Source organism: Nitrospira sp. Ecomares 2.1 (assembly GCF_965152585.1).
The window spans coordinates 2,626,570-2,649,420 of sequence record NZ_OZ224219.1 but is presented as its reverse complement, the minus strand read 5'-3'; the positions used below and the strand labels follow the sequence as shown (position 1 = coordinate 2,649,420).

Annotated in this window: 25 protein-coding genes and 1 tRNA gene; 16 read left to right on the top strand and 10 right to left on the bottom strand. The window is 49.2% G+C overall.

What is annotated here, in order from left to right; genetic code table 11:
- Positions 1 to 80 precede the first annotated feature (80 nt).
- From ACWHYD_RS11625 to rfaQ, 5 genes are all read left to right on the top strand, one after another.
- Positions 81 to 911 (top strand): glycosyltransferase family 2 protein, encoded by an 831-nt coding sequence (locus ACWHYD_RS11625; protein WP_447962202.1) that lies wholly within the window; start codon positions 81 to 83, stop codon positions 909 to 911.
- Between the two features lie 103 nt (positions 912 to 1,014).
- Positions 1,015 to 2,091 (top strand): glycosyltransferase family 4 protein, encoded by a 1,077-nt coding sequence (locus ACWHYD_RS11620; RefSeq protein ID WP_447962201.1) that lies wholly within the window; start codon positions 1,015 to 1,017, stop codon positions 2,089 to 2,091.
- Positions 2,092 to 2,116: 25 nt separating this feature from the next.
- Positions 2,117 to 2,437, top strand: coding sequence for a hypothetical protein (locus ACWHYD_RS11615; protein ID WP_447962200.1), 321 nt, complete (start codon positions 2,117 to 2,119; stop codon positions 2,435 to 2,437).
- Positions 2,434 to 3,165, top strand: coding sequence for a hypothetical protein (locus ACWHYD_RS11610; RefSeq protein WP_447962199.1), 732 nt, complete (start codon positions 2,434 to 2,436; stop codon positions 3,163 to 3,165). Before ACWHYD_RS11615 ends, ACWHYD_RS11610 begins: the two co-directional genes overlap by 4 nt.
- Positions 3,166 to 3,250: 85 nt before the next feature.
- Positions 3,251 to 4,249, top strand: coding sequence for a putative lipopolysaccharide heptosyltransferase III (gene rfaQ, locus ACWHYD_RS11605; RefSeq protein ID WP_447962198.1), 999 nt, complete (start codon positions 3,251 to 3,253; stop codon positions 4,247 to 4,249).
- Positions 4,250 to 4,663: 414 nt separating this feature from the next.
- Here rfaQ and ACWHYD_RS11600 read toward each other — a convergent pair whose 3' ends face one another.
- Positions 4,664 to 5,725, bottom strand: coding sequence for a hypothetical protein (locus ACWHYD_RS11600; RefSeq protein WP_447962197.1), 1,062 nt, complete (start codon positions 5,723 to 5,725; stop codon positions 4,664 to 4,666).
- 131 nt (positions 5,726 to 5,856) lie between these two features.
- A tRNA-Ser gene (locus ACWHYD_RS11595) sits at positions 5,857 to 5,947 on the bottom strand.
- A 366-nt stretch (positions 5,948 to 6,313) separates the two neighbouring features.
- Here ACWHYD_RS11595 and ACWHYD_RS11590 point away from each other — a divergent pair.
- On the top strand, positions 6,314 to 6,595 hold the full coding sequence (locus ACWHYD_RS11590) for a hypothetical protein (RefSeq protein ID WP_447962196.1): 282 nt from the start codon (positions 6,314 to 6,316) through the stop codon (positions 6,593 to 6,595).
- Here ACWHYD_RS11590 and ACWHYD_RS11585 read toward each other — a convergent pair whose 3' ends face one another.
- The 3 genes from ACWHYD_RS11585 to ACWHYD_RS11575 all read right to left on the bottom strand — a co-directional run bounded on the left by ACWHYD_RS11585 (position 6,596) and on the right by ACWHYD_RS11575 (position 7,935).
- Positions 6,596 to 6,883: a hypothetical protein gene (locus tag ACWHYD_RS11585; RefSeq protein WP_447962195.1), complete on the bottom strand. Its 288-nt coding sequence runs from the start codon at positions 6,881 to 6,883 to the stop codon at positions 6,596 to 6,598.
- Between the two features lie 146 nt (positions 6,884 to 7,029).
- Positions 7,030 to 7,245 (bottom strand): hypothetical protein, encoded by a 216-nt coding sequence (locus tag ACWHYD_RS11580; protein WP_447962194.1) that lies wholly within the window; start codon positions 7,243 to 7,245, stop codon positions 7,030 to 7,032.
- A 54-nt stretch (positions 7,246 to 7,299) separates the two neighbouring features.
- The gene (locus tag ACWHYD_RS11575; RefSeq protein WP_447962193.1) at positions 7,300 to 7,935 is read right to left on the bottom strand and encodes a DsbA family protein; all 636 of its coding nucleotides are present in this window, start codon (positions 7,933 to 7,935) and stop codon (positions 7,300 to 7,302) included.
- 515 nt (positions 7,936 to 8,450) lie between these two features.
- Here ACWHYD_RS11575 and ACWHYD_RS11570 point away from each other — a divergent pair.
- A complete protein-coding gene (locus tag ACWHYD_RS11570) occupies positions 8,451 to 8,771 on the top strand; it encodes a cupin domain-containing protein (RefSeq protein ID WP_447962192.1) in 321 nt (106 codons plus the stop codon).
- 258 nt (positions 8,772 to 9,029) lie between these two features.
- Positions 9,030 to 9,224 carry a hypothetical protein gene (locus ACWHYD_RS11565; protein WP_447962191.1) on the top strand — a complete coding sequence of 65 codons (195 nt, stop codon included), beginning with the start codon at positions 9,030 to 9,032 and terminating at the stop codon, positions 9,222 to 9,224.
- Positions 9,225 to 9,348: 124 nt separating this feature from the next.
- Here the strand turns inward: ACWHYD_RS11565 and ACWHYD_RS11560 are convergent, their stop codons facing one another.
- From ACWHYD_RS11560 to ACWHYD_RS11545, 4 genes are read right to left on the bottom strand one after another with little or no spacing between them, the layout of a single operon-like run.
- Positions 9,349 to 10,722, bottom strand: coding sequence for a DUF4340 domain-containing protein (locus tag ACWHYD_RS11560; RefSeq protein ID WP_447962190.1), 1,374 nt, complete (start codon positions 10,720 to 10,722; stop codon positions 9,349 to 9,351).
- Position 10,723: 1 nt separating this feature from the next.
- Positions 10,724 to 12,232 (bottom strand): GldG family protein, encoded by a 1,509-nt coding sequence (locus ACWHYD_RS11555; protein WP_447962189.1) that lies wholly within the window; start codon positions 12,230 to 12,232, stop codon positions 10,724 to 10,726.
- A 5-nt stretch (positions 12,233 to 12,237) separates the two neighbouring features.
- Complete coding sequence (locus tag ACWHYD_RS11550) at positions 12,238 to 13,008, bottom strand: ABC transporter permease (protein WP_447962188.1); 771 nt, start codon at positions 13,006 to 13,008, stop codon at positions 12,238 to 12,240.
- A 26-nt stretch (positions 13,009 to 13,034) separates the two neighbouring features.
- On the bottom strand, positions 13,035 to 13,997 hold the full coding sequence (locus ACWHYD_RS11545; RefSeq protein WP_447962187.1) for an ABC transporter ATP-binding protein: 963 nt from the start codon (positions 13,995 to 13,997) through the stop codon (positions 13,035 to 13,037).
- Positions 13,998 to 14,241: 244 nt separating this feature from the next.
- Here ACWHYD_RS11545 and ACWHYD_RS11540 point away from each other — a divergent pair, with 244 nt between their 5' ends.
- The 4 genes from ACWHYD_RS11540 (at position 14,242) to ACWHYD_RS11525 (ending at position 17,115) form a co-directional block, all read left to right on the top strand.
- The gene (locus tag ACWHYD_RS11540) at positions 14,242 to 14,871 is read left to right on the top strand and encodes an OmpA family protein (protein ID WP_447962186.1); all 630 of its coding nucleotides are present in this window, start codon (positions 14,242 to 14,244) and stop codon (positions 14,869 to 14,871) included.
- A 187-nt stretch (positions 14,872 to 15,058) separates the two neighbouring features.
- Positions 15,059 to 15,430, top strand: a complete 372-nt coding sequence (locus tag ACWHYD_RS11535) for a hypothetical protein (RefSeq protein ID WP_447962185.1) — start codon at positions 15,059 to 15,061, stop codon at positions 15,428 to 15,430.
- Between the two features lie 363 nt (positions 15,431 to 15,793).
- Positions 15,794 to 16,588: an ElyC/SanA/YdcF family protein gene (locus ACWHYD_RS11530; protein WP_447962184.1), complete on the top strand. Its 795-nt coding sequence runs from the start codon at positions 15,794 to 15,796 to the stop codon at positions 16,586 to 16,588.
- Positions 16,589 to 16,791: 203 nt separating this feature from the next.
- Positions 16,792 to 17,115, top strand: coding sequence for a hypothetical protein (locus tag ACWHYD_RS11525; protein ID WP_447962183.1), 324 nt, complete (start codon positions 16,792 to 16,794; stop codon positions 17,113 to 17,115).
- A 128-nt stretch (positions 17,116 to 17,243) separates the two neighbouring features.
- Here ACWHYD_RS11525 and ACWHYD_RS11520 read toward each other — a convergent pair whose 3' ends face one another.
- The gene (locus ACWHYD_RS11520) at positions 17,244 to 17,795 is read right to left on the bottom strand and encodes a hypothetical protein (protein ID WP_447962182.1); all 552 of its coding nucleotides are present in this window, start codon (positions 17,793 to 17,795) and stop codon (positions 17,244 to 17,246) included.
- A 193-nt stretch (positions 17,796 to 17,988) separates the two neighbouring features.
- On the opposite strand from ACWHYD_RS11520, the gene ACWHYD_RS11515 reads away from it, so the two are divergent.
- From ACWHYD_RS11515 to fbp, 4 genes are all read left to right on the top strand, one after another.
- Positions 17,989 to 18,570 (top strand): KdsC family phosphatase, encoded by a 582-nt coding sequence (locus ACWHYD_RS11515; RefSeq protein WP_447962181.1) that lies wholly within the window; start codon positions 17,989 to 17,991, stop codon positions 18,568 to 18,570.
- Positions 18,571 to 18,705: 135 nt separating this feature from the next.
- Positions 18,706 to 20,154 (top strand): mannose-1-phosphate guanylyltransferase/mannose-6-phosphate isomerase, encoded by a 1,449-nt coding sequence (locus ACWHYD_RS11510; RefSeq protein ID WP_447962180.1) that lies wholly within the window; start codon positions 18,706 to 18,708, stop codon positions 20,152 to 20,154.
- A 23-nt stretch (positions 20,155 to 20,177) separates the two neighbouring features.
- On the top strand, positions 20,178 to 21,575 hold the full coding sequence (locus ACWHYD_RS11505) for a phosphomannomutase/phosphoglucomutase (protein ID WP_447962179.1): 1,398 nt from the start codon (positions 20,178 to 20,180) through the stop codon (positions 21,573 to 21,575).
- Positions 21,576 to 21,836: 261 nt separating this feature from the next.
- A complete protein-coding gene (gene fbp / locus ACWHYD_RS11500) occupies positions 21,837 to 22,844 on the top strand; it encodes a class 1 fructose-bisphosphatase (protein WP_447962178.1) in 1,008 nt (335 codons plus the stop codon).
- Positions 22,845 to 22,851 lie beyond the last annotated feature (7 nt).

Sequence of the window (22,851 nt, the reverse complement as noted above, 5' to 3'; positions counted from 1 at the left end):
GATGCCAACCCCGGGACTCTATGTGCGCATAGACTTTTCATTTTACCCCTGGTGGTTAGTGATAACGGATCATACATCTTATGAAGAACCAGAATAGTCCTGCCCAAAAGAGTGTCACTTCGGTCAAACGGGAAACGGTCTCTTGTGCCGTGGTGGCATTCAACGAAGAGAAGAACCTTCAGCCTTGCCTGGAAAGTGCAAAATGGATGGATGAAATTGTCGTGGTGGATTCATTTAGTACGGATCGCACTCTGGATATTGCCAGAACATTTACCGACAGAATTTTCCAACGGCCCTGGCCTGGGTTTGGAGACCAAAAAAATTATGCGATGGACCAGGCTTCCACAGACTGGGTCTTTATTTTAGATTCCGATGAACGAATTCCTTCTGCGCTGCAGACTGAGATCGAAGCGGTGCTGTCTTCCGGTTCCAAGGATGGGCCAGTGGCGTATTATGTCCCCCGACATAATTATTATTTTGGTTCGCTGGTGTTGAATGCGGGGTGTTACCCCGATTATCAATTGCGTCTGTTCCGCCGCGGAATCGGCCATTTGGATGATGCCGAGCCACACAATAAATTTATATTCTCAGGAGAATCCGCCTATTTCTCCTGTCCATTAGTGCACCTCACGAGACCCACGCTTCACAATTATTTTGAAAAATTTCCGAACTTCACGACATTGGCAGCTCAAGACAGGGCACGAACCAAGCGTCATGTGCGTTCCTCGGATCTTCTCTTTCGTCCCATTTTTACCTTTTCGAAATATTATTTCGCACGGAAGGCGTATCGTGATGGTATGGCGGGATTTTTAGTCAGTGCTCTATCCAGTATGTATACCTTTGTGAAATATGCCAAGCTTTGGCATATGAGACAGCTCGAAGCCCCGGGATGTTCTCAGGAAAGGGAGTAACGAGAGATGGCGTGCCGGTCAGCAAGTCCGTTCATGTACGGGATTGTCCGATGATCCGAAACGGTTCAGCCAGCTGATGCGGGTCGGGTTTGATGCCGGGCCCATGCGTGCGTCCTATAGCGGGATTGGACAGTATGTCCGATGTCTGTTTCCTGCCATGTTTACCTGTTCTCAAGATATTGAATGGGTGGCCTATGCCTCTTCGAGTAGTTCTTCCCAAACCTTACCCGTTCACTTTCCTTCGCATGTCTCCGTGAAATGCTCCAAGTCATCGTGGGGATTTAGCCGAAGGGAGAAAGATCGGACCCCGCTCGATATCTTTCATGGGACCAACTTCAAGGCTCCCGATAACCGCCAACGTAATACCATACTCACAATTCATGATGTCTGGTTGCCACGTCATCCACAGTATTCGAAAAAACTTTTCGGACAGGCTCTTTCCTCATGGAAACTGGGTTTTCGTGCCAGACACGTCTCTCGAGTGGTTGCGGTCTCACAGTTTACGTCCAGGGAACTCCAAGAGATGTTTCATCTCGCGCCTGACCGTATCGCGGTGATTCATCACGGGGCTTCCCCCGACATGTTTCCTGAACGGGATCATCAGAAGTTTCAGGATGTCCAAGCACGATTGCGCATACCTTCCCGTCCATTTGTGCTGTTTGTGGGTGGGGCTGAGCCACGGAAAAATCATACCGTCGTGTTTAACGCGTTTGCCCGATCTCCGCGGCTTGCCAAATCGTTGTCTCTGGTCGTCATCGGAGAGGTTCAATCACGTGGCGCCAGCCTCACGGATACGGCGGGAAAGTTGGGGATCATGGATGGGATCTGTTGTCCCGGATATGTGTCCAGCGAAGATTTACGGCTACTGTATTCCCACGCGGAAGCCTTTGTGTTCCCGTCCTTGTATGAGGGGTTCGGCATTCCACTTCTTGATGCCATGGCCTGTGGTGCCCCGATCATTACCGGGACGGGAAGTGCGTTGCCGGAAGTGGCAGGGGATGCCGCTCTGTATATCGACCCCCAAGATCCGGAACAATTGGGAATGGAAATAGAACGGCTGGTGGGTGATCGGGAATTACAAACGCAATTACGCAACAAGGGGTTCGAGCGGGTCAAGCAATTTACGTGGGAGCGGGCAGCACAGGACACGCTGAATCTCTATAGGGACGTGCTTGGCTAATCAAAGGTGCTTTATGAAAATGGTAATGGGTTGGATAACATCCTGGCCGGTTTGGATGGTATTGCTATCGGCAGGGGTAACGGTAGGGCTCCCTCGCGTTCCGTATTATCAGCAGGGACTTCCATATATCTATGACCTCGGGGGGATGGCTTTGGTGGTTTGGTTCATAGGACTTGGGCTTCTCATTCTTGGACTCTATTTCGTCGTCATGGGAATTGTGGGTGCCGAATGGTTCCTGAGCAGGAGGCTCTCTGCGGTACTCTTTGGAGGCGCAGCGCTGATTCTTGGTGGAAGCTGTCATTGGCTCTATCTGTTTTTGTTGGAGATGTCAGTCAGAGTGACATGAGACCTGGATTTCTTCAAATTCCCCCGGACAAGCCTTCACTCCTCGATGATACACGTCAAGGACAGGCACGGCTGTGTTGGAGGAACTTTGTGGAGGCGCTCTTTTTTTGTGTGACGATGACGCTCCTGGCAAAATGGTCTACCAATTTGCCGGCGTGGGGGGACGTCATTGCCTCAGAAAACGGGCCGGTTGAGATGATGAGTGCGGGCGTATGGTTTGTCGCTATGGTGTGGAGCCTGACTGCGGGCCTCAGTCATTCCCATCATCGCATTGAGTGGTTGGGGCTCACGGCTCTCTGCCTCCTTTTTGGGCTGCGGGAGTTAGATGCGCATGTCTGGGCGACTGGATGGAACATTGATAAGGTTGCGAATTATTGGAACCCGACCTTTCCGCTTTGGGAACGACTGTTGGTGATTGGGGGTATGATTATTCCCGTCATGGTTATTGGAATAGTCCTCTGTTTTCGAATCTGGTCACGACTGGCGGCAGCATGGAATAGTCGGGCTCCCTGGATTGGGCAATTGACCCTGGGAGGCATGCTGCTGAGTTTCTGTGTGGTGGTGGATAAAGTGCATGGCTATTATCTTCCCATTCTTGGGTTGGAAGACGCACAGCTATTCTTCATGGCGCTGGAAGAATTTGGAGAATATGTACTGGGAATTTATACCGTGTCGGTCTTATGGCCCTACTGGCAAGCAGCTCTTCTTTTCCATGATGCAGATTCCTGAAATGACGTTCCTCTCGGACGGTATTCTCAACGGTTTCCCTATCTGAATATGGTTCCAGGATAGTCTGGATGCGACCACAATTCACATGAAACGTATTCTTCTTATTAAGCTTCGGTATATCGGGGATGTCGTGTTATCCACTCCTCTTCTCCCCATTCTGCGCAAGCGATTTCCGGAGGCCTCACTCACCTTTCTGGTGAATCCTGGAACGGAGAGTGTGTTAATCGGCAATCCTCATCTGCAGAAAATCATGGTGCTGCCTCGTGAGGGATGGGGCAAACAATTGGCATGTTACCAAGCGGTGCGTCAGGCTCGTTTCGATGGTGTGGTGGATTTAACAGACGGGGATCGCTCTGCATTTCTATCATATTGGAGTGGTGCCAGGATCAAGCTGGGGTTTAATCGGGAGGACCGGTGGCGTGGAAAACTGTATACGCATGTGCTGCCATCAGCTTATGGCTCCATGCACATGGTGGATTATCATGCCCAGGTCTTGCCCGCCTTAGGTATCAGTGATCCCGTCGGCAATCCGGAATGGTATCTGCGACCTGAAGATCACGAGCAAGGCGATCACCTGATGGCCTCGCTCCAGATCGGGCGGGCGCCATTGGTGCTTCTTCATCCTCCAGCGCGATACGCCAAAAAAGCCTGGCCTCTTGAGCGATTTGCCGCCTTGGCCGATTGGCTGGCCGATCAGGGAGCGGTTGTGGCCTTGATCGGGCACCAGTCAGAGATGCTAATAGGACAACAGATTGTCAATCTGAGCAGGTCCAAACCGCGCAATGTGATGGGGCAAACCGGTTTGCGTCAACTGGCGGTAGTGATGAAGCGAAGCGCCTTATTTATCGGGAACGATGGGGGCCCGATGCATATGGCGGCAGCCGTCGGTTGTCCTGTTCTCGGGTTATTCGGTCCATCGGACCCTCATGTGTGGGGTCCAAGAGGGAAAAAGGTTTCCGTGATTTATAAGGGCCTGGACTGCGAAGAATGTTTTCATGACGCATGTTCCCGGGGAGAAGAAGGGTGTATGCGGCAAATATCAGTCGAGGAAGTCTGCCGGGTTGCGGACCTGTTCCTGGATTGAGTTTTCGTGATCACTCAGGAACTCAAAACTCTGTGACGGCAGTTGTTGAATATTTCAAATATGTTGTTTTTTCCAATGGGCATATGAATGACAGAAACCAACCTGAGGACAATGAGGGAGTCTTAAAGAGGCGTGTCCATCAACGCTCCTGTCAGTGTTGTTCAATATGGGAGTGTTGAATAATTATATTTTCCAATGGCATATTCATCCGCAGGAACGTTGCAAATTAGAGGCCTCGGGGCGGTTCAAAAAAGCATGCCCTGAGCCTTTCGAAGGGTTCGTCCAGTCCTGCCCTGAGTCATGCCGAAGGGAAGGCCGCAGTCACTTTTGCGCGCAGAGCGTACTTCCAGTACGTGAGCACGGAAAAATGGCGAGAACGCCGCTGGCGGCTTTTTTCAACAGCTCCAAATGCCCTTACGGGAAGGCGGGTAAGGGTGCATAGATGAGGGGATGGCCAACCAATTCCTCCAGCCATTGTTCCGTGGCTTGATGAGAAAGAGGTCGTTGATTGAGTCGAATCTCCAGACGAAAGTCACCATTCGTGCCCACCAGACCCACGATGGCCGCGACGTCCTCACCTTCAGGAAGGAGATAGTCGGTCTGGAATTCCGCCAGGCTGCCATAGACCCGACCTTGCGGCTCCAAGAGCTGAAGCAACTCAGGCATATCGGACAGCGTGCAGTGAATAGAACATCGATACATGAACCGGGGATTGGGTGTGATTCCAGTGAAATCCAAGAGGGCAGGTTCGGGAAATCCTGTGAGATAGACGCGCAAATTGGCAGGTTGCCCCTGATAGGTCGCAGCCAGTTGACTGGCTGGAACCAAAAATTCAAAAGGATCGGGCGAGTTGAGTTCAAATTGGCAGGGTCCAAACGCATCCGGCCATGAGCAAAAGAGCGGGGTATCGGTTCGGTCTGTCTGCAGCAGGACTCGTGCGCCTTTTTGCGTCACCTCAATCGGAAGATCCAAGATCTGAATGGCAGTCCGAAAGGCATTTTCCCGGTCCATGAGCCAAAATCTGTCTCGTGGTTTGGCAAGTATTTCGCCTGGTGTAATGACGTCGGTGGTATGAACCCGGACACGAATGAATCCATGAGTATGTCGGAATCCGAGCCAAAGCCAGGCTTCAGGAAGGAGTGTTGTCAGCGGCTGAGTCATACGCCAGGGATGCGCGATCGAGCAGTAGGTGTTGACCGATTGATGCGTTTGGAATATGGAGTGATAGTGGCCTGCCAAGAGAAAAAAGTCGCCCTGCCAGTTGTCGAGGAGATGTAATAAGGTGACATCCTCGGTGGGCCATGGCGCGAGCGTTTGGATGCGCTGTGGATGGCCCACCTCCCATTCTTCGATATAGCCGATCATCTCCTTGTCCTCATGGATGGAGGTTAGGCCTAACTGCCTCAATTTGCTCGCCACCAATAAAATATCCTCGAAGGAGAGCGTCGATTGGGTTTCCCAACGATGTTCACGCATGGGTTATATTCAGCAAAGCGAAATGCGGGGCAGGTGGATCATTCGGTTCCAACGATATCGGATAGAGATGGCCGGAGGAAGGGGTGAAGGTTAAGGAACGAAGGCAGATCTGGAAAATTTGACGAAAAATATGGCGGAGAGGGCGGGATTTGAACCCGCGGTAGGCTTTTGACCTACGACGGTTTAGCAAACCGTTGCCTTCGGCCACTCGGCCACCTCTCCGCGCAAGTGTATGTCAATTGATTGTGACTACTTATAGAGTAACAGCATGGGTAACTTCAAGAGCAGATTGCATCAGGATTGCGGTTGAACCGCTTGTTGGAAAATCCAATCCCCAAACCATGTGCCGACGATTCCCCATAAATATATATCCCTATCCATCAGATTGGTGATCCTACCATGCCCAAACGGTTCTTGGATATATTTTCCACAAGCTTTTTGTAGGATGATATAAGGCGCAGAGATAGGAAGTCGGGTCGCGGATTTTCCGAAATAAACCTTTGGTCAATGGAATGAATTGGGGACTTATGTGATGACGCCGGGACAGGAGCATCGCGTGGTCTTAGCCAATCAAGTGGGGGCACGGTCATGGCGGATGCCATCAAGTTTCAAGCCGCCGGGTCGCCCACGCTGAATGGGCCGACCCTATCATTTCTAAAACAATGCGATTTCAAAACTTCCCTCCTAGGTGCACAGTTCAGCATTGGGTGGTTTGAAATCTCAGCCAGATTTCTCGTATTTGAATCGAAAACGGCTATCTTACCGGAGTATTTTCTCCTTTTTATTTCCCAGCAACTGAAGCTAGTGAAGCTTAGAGAATTGTGGTTTTTTGCGAGTGCGGCGCTATCAAGCCGCATAGAGCGCGGGTAATTATGTGGAAGCCAATTTGGCCAACTCAGTATCGACGAATGCGAGGATTTTTTCAGCATCCTCGACCAGGCCGTCCGTGATGTTGAGGCCTAGAGCGAGATCTTCCTCATCCAAGGTATCGGCCAATCCGTTATTTTGTAATAAGCTGACATCCCAAAATAATATTCCGGCAGTGGCCGGTTTCCCCTCGATGGAGGCGACCACGTTAATATTATCGCCATGCTCGGTTGGAGTGCTCACAAACGTCGGCTCAGCATTCTGTTGCTTCGCTTGCCGGATAAGCTCCATGAATATTTTCAATCTTTGTAGGCTGGAAGGGTCTGTCCCCATAAATGTCTTTCCCTCTCATGAGAAGTTTGAACTGGTTCACCTGCAATTGGGAGTCCTGCGAGGTAATCGTCGAAGGTATAGAGCCTGTGGGCCAATATTTGGATTTATGCGGTTCCTTGATGGCCTGAGGTAGAAGGATCCTGCTGGTCTCGTTTCCGGGCTCGAGAGGCGATGTTTTCCATGAGCCCCGTGAGTTTTTGATATTGGGGATGGTCGGGAGAGAGTGGTTTGCCATCTTCATCGCACAACAGGTCTTGCATCCCTTCGAGCATGGCGGCCATTTCCGGAAAAATTTCGTCATCAGAATTTTTTCGTCCCATGGTGTCTTTCCTTTGCTATTGATTCGAGTCTGATTGATAAGCTCATGCTATACATTAAGATTTGCTATCTTGCTTAAGAATGCTTTCGATCACCGTCTTCAGGTTTTCGGCAGTTAAGTTTGCCACACGAATGTTTCCATCCAAAAGTACGGTTGGCGTATGCGTGACCTTGATCCGTTCTCCCCAGGTCCGGCCTTTGGCTAAGGTTTTGAAAGGCTTTCCACTGGCGAGTCCTGTTTCAAATTCTGTGGGATCGAGCCCGATTTCTTTCAGAAGGAGTGAGCGCATGGTCTTATCGAAGACTTGAATGTCTTTGTCGTGAATGGCCTGAAAGAGGAGTTCTTTCATTTCAGGACCTTTGCCCATAGTCACGGCCTGATTGTACATCTCAAAGGCCGTCGGCAGTTTGCCGGGTATGACGGGAAATCCCACCATTCTAATCTCTAACTGGTCGCCAAATTCTTTTTTCAATTGGGTCCCGACAACACGTTCGAACATGTGGCAATGGGAGCAGTAAAAGTCAGCGAATTCAAACAGAATCACCTTGCCGGCTTCATGCTGAGAAGGTTCCCCCTCCATCAGTTCGTATTCGCCCTGTATCGTGCTCAAGGCCACATTTGCCCATCCCATCAGGCTAAACAGGAGTATTCCTCCAATAATTCGGGCAATTTGTGTCTGTCCTGATTTCATGTTTGATCCTTTCTTGATTTCGCTTCTATTCCTGAAATTTTTCTCTCGAATCGCCGGGGCGTGTTCGGGTAACATGCTACGTTTCTGGAGGCACTCTTACTTTAGCCCATCATATCAGACTGAACCTAGGGTCATTCAAGGTTTCTGGAAAATGGGCTGTTGAAAAAAGCCGCCAGCGGCGTTCTCGCCATTTTTCCGTGCTCACGTACTGGAAGTACGCTCTGTGCGCAAAAATGACTGCGGCCTTCCCTTCGGCATGACTCAGGGCAGGACTGGACGAACCCTTCGAAAGGCTCAGGGCATGATTTTTTGAACTGCCCCGAGGCCTCTGATAGGCAACGTGCCTGTGGGTCAATAGGTCCTGGGAAAATAGTATTATTCAACACTCCTGGAAAATGAAATCGCCTCGTGGAGATCCGGGGTGGTGAGGGATTGGTCGGCGTAAGAGATTTTTGAGGATTATTCAGAGAGGGTCTAGTTGGTATCGACATTGTTCAATTGAGGAGGGCATTGACGTGAATGTGGTGAATATCCAAGACTACAGCCAGTTTTCGAATGAAAAGATGAAGAAACAGAATGTGTTTCAATCACCGAGATTTTTTTGTGATGTGTATGGTTTCGAGCCCGGCCAGGAACAAAAAGGCCATGTGCATGCCGACCAGGATAAAGTCTATTTGGTTTTGGAAGGGCAAGGCACGTTTCGGGTCGGGAGTGAAAGCCGGATACTGGGAGAAGGGCAGGGGACGATGGCTCCGGCCGGGGAAGAGCATGGCGTGGTGAACCATACGACCACCCGGCTCCGGGTGCTGGTCTTTATGGCTCCCAATCCAGGGTAAGGTTTGGGAATGAGTTGACCAATATTGGCGGTGTGACGAAAGAGAAAGGTGCCGGGGTTGCGTGGATGGTCATAGTTGATTCCTCATGCAAGGATGTAATGGTGAGATCTCATGAACGAAGAACGGTAGCAGATTCCTATATCCTAGTTATTTCAAGTCTGTGTGTTGATCGATGCCCAGGGTGCGCTGTAGGCTATGAACGTGTCAATGTTCTAAGGATATCCATCGCATGTTCAATTGATTTGGGAGGAGACGATTATGACTTGGAGTGATGCAACAACCCAGGCGACCTTCATCATGTGTGTTATTTTCTTGTTGGGAACGATGATGGTGGGGTGTTCTTCCGCACCCGAACCTCAATCGGACCCGTCCAAAAAAGACATTCAACAGGATTCAGATCGGTTCTTTAAAAAGATGAGCCAGGAAGAAAACCAACAAACTCCATCACGTTAAGAGAGAATTTCCGGAAGGCTCGGTTCGTTTTTTATCGTGCCCATCTGTTGCTCTGCTGCTCATGCAAAAGAAGCAGATATGCTACTCAAAGCGTGAAGTTGTGATGAAGGAGTGAAGAGGATGGCTATTCAGTTGAGTTGGTTTCCCGTATCAGTTTGGTTTTTGGGGGTATTTGATCAAGGATAGCCGATCGGACCTGGAATAAACCTGGCAAGCTTGCTCCTTTGGCGAAGACCAGTCCCCGTTCCCTCTTTCCCAAAATTAATTGTCCGATTTCCTTCCCATTGCGGTTCATGCCGGAAATGGTAGCGTTGGGTGAGGCCATCCCATTGTCTTTTGAGGCGGGAGAGGAATCGGGGTGGAATATTTCCGCTGGAGTATCCACGATCCGACTGACAAAAAGTTTTACCACTTCCTGATTTAACTCTGCTGAAGGATTGTCCTCTAAGATCCACTCATCGTGTTGATTGATGAGGACATAATGATCTTGTGGGGTGTGGACGGTCAGCATAGCAATGTCGGCGACTTCCATGCCAAAGAGACGTTTGTCTTGAAAATGAAACATGCCTTGAGTGATGGGTTTCAGTATCCCCGTGGGAATTTCATAGAGTGGGCCGGAGGCGGACGTAATGGCATAGGCCTTTTCTGGATCAGCAAATTGATAGAGTTCCAGATGGTGCGTGCGTGCGCCTTCTACTACTTGGATGGTGGCTTGAATGCGTGCCGGTTGCTCCAGAATCCGTTTCTTCTCTTCTTCGGTATCAATGAACCCTGTGGCGGCCAAACCTCCTAAATCCATGAGGAGAGTGCCCACGGCCGTTTTATCTGCAGGTCCTTTCACAGGACTTTGAAACATCCAATTCGGCGTCAAGCTATGGGCTCCTGCCATCCGTGTCATGACCATGGTGGAAGATCCGAGTTGAATATGAAGCTCCAGGACTCGATCCCGCTCGAAAAATAATAGGTCCTTGAGCCGAAAGTTTGTGAGAGACTTTTGAGCAAAGGTCATCACATCCAAAGTGGTGAGCACGACCTGATTGTCAGGTTTCGTTTGGACGTACAGGGACGGAGCAAAGGGGCCGGCATCCCCTAGAGCTATTTCCTGCGTCTCAGTCGCAGTGGTCAGGGTAAGGGTGAGATAAGGGGGAGCTAATCCGTATGCTGACAAATTGCTTGGACCATCCTCGATATACCGTTTAATTTTTCCTATCGTGAGGGCTCGGAGGATCCTTCGGATTTCACGCGCATCCGCAGGGGATCGCATAGGTTCGGTCATCATCCACCGCCATTGGTCGTCACGTTCGAGGCGGATGGTGTCCGTGGGAGTGGCCCAGGTGATCTGCGTGATAGCCCGGTCATCAAAGGGCAGGATCTGTCGTTCCTGGGTTTCCTGTTTTTCCAGTTTGCGGGATTGAGGGATATCAATGAGGAGGATATAGCCTCCCAAGCCAAGAACGACCAGAGCCAGGATGAGCGTCACTCGAACGGGATTTATCATGTTAAAGACTTCGCCGCCTTTTCCAAACGGATAAACCGATAAATAAAGTAAGGAGTGGAAGGAACAGGACCTGAAAAAACACGAGCGCCTGTTCCTGCGAGGGATTCGGTATGAATGGATGAAAGGCCGGATCTTTTGGTGTCAAAGAAACTAAGGCGTCCTCTTGGGCAAGCCATGCGATGGCCTTGAGGAAAAAGTCCGTGTTTCCCGGATAGGTCAGATACCCATTGGTTGCAAACGCCGCATTGCCCACGATGAGAACGGCAGATTGAGCTGTTGGGGACTGGTCGACCGGTTTACGGATTAAGAGGCCCGCGACGGTAAAGGGGCCTTTGGGGTCCTGCCCCGCCGTGAATTCAGGTTGAGGACTGTTCAGGTCCGTTTCTTCCCAGCTTTCCGGAGACGTTTGTGCTAAGGCAACATACTCCCAGGTCTTTCCCTGTGCCGTGTCGAAGGTCACTGAGCGGGACACAGGAAATAGGATTGGAGTGGTGAAGTCTTCGGTGATGTCATGGGTCGTAAAGGTGCGTACGAGCAACGCGGTGGGACTTCCTCGTCCCAAGCGGTCCTGTTCATCAGCCAGGATGCCGGCCCCCAATTGAATGCCCCAAGGTGTGATCAGGGGATCTAACGAATCGCCACTGGCTGGATCAACCATCACCAGTACCCGTCCTCCTTTTTCCAGAAATTGACGTATCCGGTGTTGGTGCTCGACGGATACGGCTTCTGTGGAGGAGGCCACAATGAGCACTGCTGCTTCGTGAGAAGCCGTGTCTTGCCAATCCACTGTCCCGACCTCATAGCCTTGCTTGGTCAGGGCGTCGCCGGCACGAGATAATCCTGACGATTCGGTATCGGTTAGACTCTTTTCGCCATGGCCCGTGACAAAGGCAATGCGCTTTTTCTTGTCCTGTGTGACGCGGAGCAGCGCATTGGTCATGTCGGCTTCAGAAGACCGTTGGAGATAGACCTTTTGGGGACCACTTTCCACGACGACGGTATCGATTCGAGTCACTTGATACTCTTTGGCTTTGTCTGGTTGGCGTTCAGGATCGATGAAGGTCAGGGTGATGAGAGGACTCTCCTTCGCATAGGTCGTCAAGAGATCCTGGTAGCCCCCATAACCCGGGCTCCCTTCATGGGTGAAGGCGGTCATTTTTACTTCTCTTGGCAGAGTCCGAAGGACTTGATAGGTCTGTCGGCTTAGGGTGAAATTTTGCGTCTCCGAGAAATCCCATTCCGGGGCATGCTTGGCTGCGAGAAAATTGAGTAAGGCAACGACGACGCCTGCAAGCAGGACCGAAAACAGGCTGTGTGCTCCGAGTCGGGTAGACCGGGTTCGCGCTAACGCGGTGAGGCTGCGAAAATGGAAGGCGAAATAGCCCAGGAGGCACAGTGTCCCCAGGCCGAGCAGGATTGAGGAGAGGCTCCCTCCAGCAGGCTGGAACAAGGGGAGACCAAGTCCTATCAGGACTAATATGGTTCCGGCTATTCCGAGAATGGAAGCCACACGGGTTACTTCCATCGGTAGGCGTCGACGGCTTGGTGAGCGGCAAACCACATAAAGGCTATACCGGAGACGTAATAGAGAATATCTTTGAGATTAAAGAGACCACGAATCAATCGTTCATAATGTTCGCTAAACGAGAGATAGGACAGAATGTGTCCGACCGTGGTGTCCCCAACAATGCCTCCCAACGCCCCGAGCATCCAGAGACCTAAGATGCAGCCAAAGCTTAAAAAAGCCGCAATAATTTGATTCTCGGTCAGAGCCGAGGCAAACAGACCGATGGAAATGAGAAGGGCTCCCTGGAGGAACAGGGCGACATACCCAAGATAAATCGGTCGCCAATCAAAGGTTGCATAGGCGGACAGTGTTATGGGGATGAGGCTTGTCAGTGATAACAGGCCGCTATAGACGATTATCACGCTCATGAACTTTCCGGAAACGATTTCATTCACCCCAATGGGAGACGTGAGAAGGAGCTCGAAGGTTCGGAGTTTGCGTTCTTCGGCGAACAAACGCATGGTGAGTAATGGCAGAATAATCATGAGGATGAGGTTGATACTTCGAAAGAGTGGCCTGAACAACATATCATTGAGATTGAGTTGTGCGTAGGTGTTTTGAATTTGCATCAGGCGGATGGCCTGGTTACTCGCATTGGCTGCTGCGGAATAGGCCAACAGGCCCACGATGGCTAAAAATATAGCTGCGATGACATAGACCACTGGAGACACAAATGCACTTCGTAATTCTTTGGCAACAATCGTGTGAACGGGGGTCATAATTAAAGTAATCCGGCTATCTGCGGTTAGTGTGGACCACCAGGCGAGAGGTTGGGAGCGCTGGGAGTGTTGGTTTGTGTGAGCACCTTAAACGCATCCTCAAGGGTAAGGGGTTGGGTTTTTAATTCCAGGAGGCCCACATTGCGTGAGACGATAAATTGGGTCAATTCCTCTCGGATATCACGGCCCATCAGCGTGTCCAGAAGATAGGTGTGAGATGTTGCCCCTTGAGAGACTCGGATGACTCCGGGAATATGGTGAAGCGCCTCCAACAGGTCCGGGTCAGATTGCTTTACGGTCAGGCTGAGCGTTTCCGATTCACGGAGTTTGGCCCCTAGCTGTTCCGGCGTGTCCACGGCGACGATTCGGCCATGGTGAATGATAATAACTCGTTGGCAAATAGCAGTTGCCTCAGCCAGCAGATGTGTACTTAAAATAATAGTATGGGATCCCGCCAGGCTTTTAATGAGTTCCCTAATCTCAATGATTTGATTCGGGTCTAACCCTGTCGTTGGTTCGTCCAAAATCAACACGGGAGGATTGTGCAAAAGGGCTTGTGCCAAGCCGACGCGTTGTCGATATCCACGGGATAGATGTCCGATGACTCGTCCCCGAACATCGGCTAGGCCCGTTTGGGTGATGATGGTATCCATCCGTTCTGTCAATTGGTCATCAGAAAGTCGTTTAATTCTTCCCACAAAGGTTAAATATTCACTAACGGTCAGTTCCAGATAGAGCGGAGGGGTTTCAGGGAGGTATCCGATATGTTTTTTGACTTCCCATGGTGTTTCCAGGCAATCAAACCCTGCAATGCGAACGGTCCCTAGGGTTGGGGGCATAAACCCTGTCAGAATACGCATGGTCGTGGTTTTTCCTGCGCCATTAGGCCCGAGAAATGCCACGATTTCTCCCTTGTTAATGGAGAAAGAGATGTCATCCAACGCGGTTGCGTTCCCGTAGCGTTTGGTCACATGTTGAACGTCAATCATACGGATGCCCAGCTAGTTGTGTCGTGAGATGGTGAGAAAAGTGACTTTAAACAGCAATGCCTCGACAGGAGTCCGATCATACCTATGTGAAAAAAAACCCGTCAAGTTTAAACATGAGGACAGTGCCGACCGAGATTGACTCTTTTGTTGAAAGTTGTATGATAGATTTACTTTTGGAGATGATTGGGCCGTAGGAGGGATAAAACTTCGAGCTTGCCTTTGGATATTGGAGTAACGGCCACCATTGAGGAAGTTGTTTCAGGGAAATTATGCAGTCCTTGGGTTTTTAGTTGCCCTTCTAAGTGGGTGTAGTTCCTGGCATCATGTGGCAATCGTCAGTCATGGTGCTGACTTGAGGAGTGAATCTTCCTCTTCCGATTCTTCTCCTCCTTCGTTGGGGACTGCCCCATCTACTTCTGTGCCAAAGCCGGAACCGTTTCTTCCCCTAGTTTCGCAACCTACAAAATCAGAGAATCTTCCACCCGAAATAAACTCGGGTGTTACTGCCCAATCTGCGGATGACTCCCTTCTCCCCTTGAAGTTGGAAGATGTGTTTTTTGACTATGACCAATATTCCATAGAAAAGGAGGCTGTTCCTACCCTGAAGCAGAACGCTCAGGTACTCCTGAAACGATATCCTTCTCGTGAAGTATTGATTGAAGGGCATTGTGATGAACGGGGAACCGAGGAATACAACCTTGTTCTGGGTGAGCGACGCGCGATGGCGGTGAAGAATTACCTTGTAGATTTAGGCGTAACCGCTTCCTCTATTCGAGTCCTTAGTTTAGGAAAACATGAACCCTTTTGTCTTCAGTCCACACTTCGGTGTTTTCGGCAGAATCGGCGAGCCCACTTTGTGTTGAAGCAACCATGAGATCTTGAACTCAATGCGTTTCCTCTTCAGTTGGAGTACTGTTCAGAACTCATGGGGATCGAGTCCATCTTGGCTGTCCCTCCTTTTAGGCTATTGAAGGCGTCCAAACCTCGGGATATCTTGGGAGAAAAATTGCAGGTTTCTCAACGAAATTCTAGCACTTTTCCTCAAAATGAGGAGGACGTCTATGCGGTTTTGGTCTCTAATAATCTGGTTCCTCCTATTGTTTCCCTCGTCGGCCCTCCCGGAGGTATGGGATTTTTCCTGTACCGAGGCTGTCTCTCTTTTGAGGGCCGCTCAGGACCGGGTCGTCCGGCAGCATGACCAATTGCAGGAAGCTAAATTTAGTCTCCGGCATGCCCCAAAAGAATTTGATGGGTGCAGGCGGAGTCGTCGTGGATTTCAAGGGGGAAAGATTCATTGTGTGACTCATCAATCCCCCCAAGGGAATCTTTTGAGAGATATCCTTGTTGCTCAACGAAGCCTTGATGCCTCCATCCAGGATTTTAAAAAATACCAGAAAGATCTGGGTTTATCCTGCTCTATGCCTTCTCCCTAGCCAGGTATTCTGTTCTCTCCACTCTTATTCCACTCCACCCACAAAATACTGTCTCGGAGGGTGGTTCTCCTTCGATCCTGCTTTCAGTGTTTGGTCTGAGTTAAAACCGTCAACATGCCATGGCTGTTTTTTATCTCTTCCCGAGGAGGGCGCCTTTAATCATTGGTTTAAACTCCCCTCATCTCGGGCAGAGATCATGACTGTTTTTGCTTTCATGCTCGATGAAAATGATGCTGTCCCCGGGCTAACCGTTGTTTTGCCAAACAAGAAGTGATGTTTACGTAAATTCATGTAATCATCGACCGGTGCCACTGAATAACCAGGCAAAGCTTTCCTTTCATCGATAGGAGGAAGAGATCTTTGATGCTCAGTCTTAAAAAGATTTTAGCCTCATTTTTTTCTCCTCTCTCTCTTTGTATCGAGATGATTGCTTTTGGGCTTCTCCTATTGTGTTTTTCCCGGAAGCAAAATGCTGGGAAAGTTTTCATTACCCTAGGGTTTATTCTTCTTGTCGTCAGCGGTTACGAAGGAGTGTCGGGGAGAATCATACAAACGCTGGAATCACAATATCCTCCAATTAATCTTTCTCAGGTTATGCCTCCTGGGGGTGTCGCAAATGCCCAAGGTTCCGTGAAATGGATTGTTGTCCTGGCCAGCGGCATTGCCGGAGATGCGACGTTACCTTATCAACTTCAAGTGTCCTATCATTCCCGTGTTCGGCTGATGGAGGGGATTCGGCTTCATCGCCTGCTACCCGGCAGCAAAATCATCCTGACAGGGGGGACTGGATTTGATGGGTCCCCTGAAGCGACTGCAATGAGTAGGGTGGCCGAGGAATTGGGCGTCAGTCGAGCAGATATGGTTCTGGAGGTTGAATCCCGTGATACCAAGGATCATCCTCACTATGTTCGGGAAATCGTCCATGATGAGCCTTTTATCCTGGTGACAAGTGCCTTCCATATGCCACGCGCGGTCAGGTTATTTGAGAAACAGGGTCTAATTCCAATTCCGGCATCAACAGGACATTGGGTTCCTCCCATCCAGTTTTGGTCTTTGGTGAACTTTTTTCCCAGTTCCACAGGTGTGCGCCTTGCCGAATTGGCGTATCATGAATATCTGGGATTATTGTGGGCTCGGTTTCAAGGCCAGATTGAATGAGTCGTGATGAGACGCGCTGAATCTTAATCTTTTAATGCGGATGGAAAATTAGTTGAGAAGGTTGATGCTCCTACCCTGAGCGGGGGGAGTTTACAGCAGGCCTTATTTCTCAGCTTGGGCTGTCCGATAGAGATGGAAATGGATGTAATCGGGTAGGTTTCTTTACTTATGTTACCTGAGACTTTTTGGAGATCAGTAAACGTATGATTGGGCAAAAATGTGGGGGAGGAGCCCTCATTTTGTGTCTAAGTTTTTTGTCTATAGGAGGGTGTAGTATTTGGGAATCGTATTCCCACCCCGACCATGGTCCTACTCGTGCTGATCGTATTTGCCATCCTTATGGAGACTGCGTGCAAGGGGTATGGGTTGCCACCGATAGAGCAGAGACGGGTACGGCTGAAGCACATGCACACTGTGTTACGCAGGTTGGCGCAGAGCAGGGGAACGATTGGAAGAAAAAGTCGGTCACTCAGGGGTTGGAAATAGGTGAGTGCATGGAACGACGCGGATTTTTGCTCAAGCAGTGATAGAAGGAGAAAGTTTCATTAAGTTATCTTAAGCAAGTGATCTCCTAATACTCATCCACATACCTCTCTCTTGACCCTTTCATGATGCGTGTGGCTGAAGAAAGTAATCATTTCCCATCTGCTAGGTTTTATTTCTCTTGGCCATTCGAATCGGTGGCGGTTACACAAATTGTGGCATGAAGGGTTTCCTCTGGTTTAAGGTTGAAAAGAACTTTTTCTTGAATGGTCCCCCCCCCTCCTGGATTGGTCGCAATCATCTCTTTATATTTGATTAATCCTTTTCCTATATCTTGGTAAATGGTAGTCTTGGCAAGATTTGTGAGCGTCTCGCCGTTGGCTTTTGTTGTGGGTTCGATGTATGAAATGTTGACAACAGGGTTGGATCCCGTCACCGTGATATTGGCAGAGGTGAGACAGGTCAAGGCAGCTTTAATTTCAGAAGTAGAGATCGGCGGAGATATGGGTTGAGGCTCTTCTGAGGAAACGAATGAATCGGTTGGGTTTGAAGGGATATCGGCCTGAGGCGTACTTGCGTTGGTGGATGGGAGTTCAGAGGGAAGGCAAGAGGGGCGTAGCCAACATAATACGGTGTCCAGTCTTTCCTGAGATTGTGGAGATGAGCAGGCAAGAAGACTGGAACAAAGAGCCAGGATCATAAGAAATCGGATTTTAATATTCACAGGTAATGGTACTCTTTAACCGGTTTTGCAAAGCTGGGTTGCGACAATAATAAATCGGACGATTGATTTTTGAGGTTGGCTGCCTTTGTATTCTATCCCTCCTCTGGTCTTAACGGAAGGCTTGCCTTAAGCTTAGGAGTATCATCAGGCTAAACGGATATTAAATGGGAAATAGAAAGGTGGACATGAACAGGTGAGAAAAAACCAATCAATTGCTTCTTTGTCCAAAGGGGTAAAAACAGTAAAATCTCTCAAAAAAAAAGATTCTCCCCGATCGTTAAGTAAGCCGAAAAAAGTTTTAAAGGCGCTGAGACTGTTTGCAACAGATGTGGATGGGGTTCTGACCGATGCCGGAATGTATTATGGGGAATCAGGGGAAGAATTGAAAAAGTTTCACACCCGTGATGGCATGGGGATTAAACTTCTACAGGCCCAAGGGTTGATCACCGCTATTATTACAATGGAAAACACCAAAATCGTCGCTCGGCGAGGAAAAAAGCTTGGCATTCCCGAGGTTTTTCAGGGAGCGAAGGATAAGGTGGCGGTCCTTGGTCATTTGTCTGAAAAATACAAAATTCCTTTTGCACAAATGGCTTATATTGGAGATGATGTGAATGACGTGGAGGCTTTGAAAACTGTGGGATATGCCGCAGCGCCTGCAGATTGTGTGGAGCAGGTCCGTCAAGTTGTGCATTATGTATGCAAAAAAAATGGAGGTGAGGGAGCTGTTCGGGAATTTATCGATACAATTTTGGCTGTAAAAAACCCTTTGTAGTTTTACAAGTTTTTATTGTCTTTTTGAACGACATAATTCGAGAATTTGAGGCGTGGGTTTATCACCCATACCAAAATACTTATGGTTTTCTATTTGGTCCATTGGAGGAGTTGAAACGCTTTTTAGGAAAAAACTATGAATGCTCATGTCTATGGAGTGATTTTAGCCGGAGGAAGTGGTACCCGGTTTTGGCCATTGAGCCGGGAACGATTTCCCAAGCAATTTTTGAGAATATTGGGAGAAGGAACCCTTCTACAACAGACCTTTGAGCGTCTATTACAAAAAATTCCTGCGAATCGGATGGCAATTGTCACCAACGCGGTTCAAGCGGAATCCATCAAGCTCCAACTCAGTCAATGGAAAGATGACATCGCTGAAAATGTAATTCTCGAGCCCGAAGGAAGAAATACCGCACCGGCTATCGCTTTAGCCGCCTTACAATTGATACATCAAGATCCTGAAGCGGTGATGGTGGTGGTTCCAGCTGATCATGTTGTGAAGGCCTCTAAGAAATTCATGCAAGCCGTACAATTTGCGAGTGAATTGGCGGTGGAGGGGCACCTTGTGACGTTTGGGATTCAGCCGACTCGTCCCGAGACAGGTTATGGCTATATTCAGCCTTTGAAGCGGCGGAAGGTAGGGACCAAAGGCGATTTTATCGGCTATTCGGTTGGCCGCTTTGTTGAAAAGCCGAACCTCACAACTGCCAGGCGCTATTTGCAATCTGGAAACTATTTTTGGAATAGCGGAATTTTTGTCTGGAAAGCTTCACAGATTTTATCAGAAATAGCCATTCATCAACCGGCGTTATCCAAGTTGTTAAGTGGTATTAAGCGTCGAATGGGAAGTGAGGAGTTCCCCTCCTACCTTCGGAAGGTATATGCCAAAGTCGAATCGCTTTCCATCGACAATGCGGTGATGGAGCATTCTTCTCGAAGCGTGGTCGTACCAATAGACTTTGGTTGGTCGGATGTGGGGAGTTGGAGTAGTCTGGAGGAAGTGGTCCCCCTGGATAAAGATGGAAATGTCCGGAATGGGAACATTATCGATCTGGGAAGCCGCAACTCCGTGCTATTTGCGGATCGAAGGGTCGTTGCGACGATTGGCCTCAATAATATGGTGGTGGTGGACACGCCTGATGCCACTCTGGTCTGTCCTAAAGAGCGTACGCAAGATGTCAAAGCCGTCGTCAATTTGTTGAAACGCCAGGGAGCGCCTGAACATTTAGAACACCGAACTGTGCATCGGCCTTGGGGTTCCTATACCGTCATGGAAGAGGGCAAAGGATACAAGGTCAAGCGGATTGAAGTTACGCCTGGAAAACGGCTTTCCCTTCAACTCCATCATCAACGTAGTGAACATTGGGTGGTCATTGCCGGGACCGCCCGAGTGACCCGTGGCGAAGAAGTCTACGATTTGCAGGCTGGCATGAGTACAGGGATAGCCAAGGAAGTTCCGCATCGCTTGGAAAATCCTGGGCGGATCCCTTTAGAGATTATTGAAATTCAAAATGGGCCCTACCTGGGGGAAGATGATATCGTTCGACTTCAGGACGATTTTGGTAGATTGAGACCGATTGGGTAGGACTCGGAGGGAAAGAAAGCCGGATGGGAATATTTCGAGAGTATGATATTCGCGGGATTGTTGAATGCGATTTAGGTCCAGATGTGGTTGAGCGAATCGGCCGTGCGTATGCGACCTTGGCTAGAGCACGTGGTGTTCGCAATATTACGGTGGGCCGGGATGGTCGCTTAACATCACCAACCCTTCGAAATCATCTTATTGCCGGCCTGACCAGTTCAGGGGTGAATGTATCGGATCTTGGCTTATGTGCGACCCCCTTACTGTATTTTTCACTGTTTTCCTGTGATGTTGACGGGGGCATCATGATTACCGGCAGCCACAATTCTGCTGAGTATAACGGGTTCAAGATGTGTATAGGCAAGGAAGCCTTATACGGAGATGATATACAAGAATTACAGAAAATTTTTGAAAGTGGCGAGTTCGCATCTGGGTCAGGAACGGTTTTAACGCAAACCATCATTCCCGAATATCTTAAATTTTTACAAGACCATTTTTCTTTGCTGAGGGGGCAGGGGCTTCGGGTCGTAATCGATTGTGGGAATGGGGCCGCTTCTCTAGTGGCCAAGGAAGCTTTAGAGCAATTGGGATGCGATGTGACCGGATTGTATTGCGATCTTGATGGTCATTTTCCCAACCATCATCCAGACCCCACTGTGCTGGATAATCTTAAGGACCTGATTGAAAAAGTCAGAGAAATCGGAGCAGATGTGGGAATCGGGTATGATGGTGATGCTGATCGAATTGGCGTCATTGATGAACAGGGCCAAATTATGTGGGGTGATCGGTTGTTACTTCTTTTTGCCCGGGATGTGCTGGATGCCAATCCAGGGTGTTCCATTATTTCAGAGGTTAAAGCCTCACAGGGGTTGTATGACGATATTCACAAACAAGGTGGACGGGGTATTATGTGGAAGACCGGACATTCCATCATTAAGGCCAAGATGAAAGAGGAAAAGGCGTTGCTCGCCGGAGAGATGTCGGGTCACCTGTTCTTTGCTGATCGGTACTATGGGTATGACGATGCTATTTATGCTTCTTGTCGGCTAATCGAAATTCTTGTGAAGCGGAAAAAGCCATTGTCTTCCCTGTTGGCGGATATTCCCCAAACGATGGTGACGCCTGAAATTCGGGTAGATTGTCCGGATGATCAGAAATTTTCATTGGTAGAAATCGTCAAAAATCGGTTGAAGCACGCGGCCAGCACACAGAATCTGAAGACCTCACCTTTACCCATTCGTGACATCATTACGATTGATGGCATTCGTGTCCGATTCGACGAAGGGTGGGGTCTGATTCGAGCCTCAAACACTCAACCAGCACTAGTCCTTCGCTTTGAAGCCACTTCTCACGCTCATCTCACTCAAATCCAGTCCTATCTGGAAGGACAACTTTCTGAAGCCACAGCCGGCTCCACGGTCTAACTCTTATCACGGTATTTCACTTTTTCGATCTCAGTTTGTTTTTGAGCCAATTCTCAATCATTCCTGGTGATGGCATAGTCGATCGGATCAAGGATCGGTGATGTCCATCACTCATGAAAGCTCGTCATTCAACAACGCAGCCGAGTCCGTCATTGGATTTTTTTCAATATCGAAGCCCTATTTCTGTCAAACGTGCGTTGCTCCTTTATGCGGAAAAGCATATAATGAAAATCCTCTAGAATTCCATTTGGATTGTGATTGATGACTCCGCGTTTTTCCTTATCGACACATACCTTTCGTGAGCAAGCGCTTATTCCCGGAACCTCCGGAGAATTTTCTCGCATCATCATGCAAATTGCCCTGGGTGGGAAGCTGATTGCCCAGGATCTGAGAAAAGCCGGATTGAGCCAATTTCTGGGTTCTACAGGGTTGATTAATGTTCAAGGCGAAGAGGTCCAAAAGTTGGACGAACGAGCCAATCAGATATTCCTGGATGTGTTTGAGCATATGGAACTGGTGAGTACGCTCGTTTCAGAGGAAATGGAAAAACCCTACCTCATTAAAGAAGCTGATGGTCAAGGGCGATATGCGGTCTTTTTGGATCCTTTGGATGGCTCCTCTAACATTGATGTGAACGCGTCCTTAGGGTCAATTTTTTCTATTCATCGACTTTCCGTTGAGGGGTTTCCCACTTCTGAAGATGCCCTGCGAAAAAAAGGGAGCGACCAAGTTGCGGCTGGATATATCCTCTATGGATCGAGTGTGCTGTTAGTCTATACCTGCGGCCATGGGGTTCACCAATTTACCTTGGATCAGGAGGCAGGTGAATTTTTTCTCTCAGCCAGGAATGTTCAAATCCCCAAACGTGGGAAAATTTATAGTGTGAATGAAGGCAATCACCAAAAGTGGTCTACCGGCACTCAGAAATTTCTTCACTATCTGCAAGAAGTCGATGTCCAGACAGGCAGACCCTACACCAGTCGTTATTCCGGGTGTTTGGTGGCTGATGTGCATCGTGTTCTATGCAAAGGTGGCTTATATATGTATCCGGGAGAAAAGAAAAACCCCGAGGGGAAATTAAGGCTCATGTATGAAGCCGCACCCCTATCATTTTTGGTTGAACAGGCCGGTGGCTTGGGGAGTACGGGAGGCGGGACTGTCAATCAACTCATTCCCAAAGCCCTTCACCAGAGAGTCCCTCTATTTATTGGCAGTCAGGAGGATGTGACCAAAGCTGAAGCGTTCCTGCGGTCTGAGTTACCGATCTAGGGAAGGA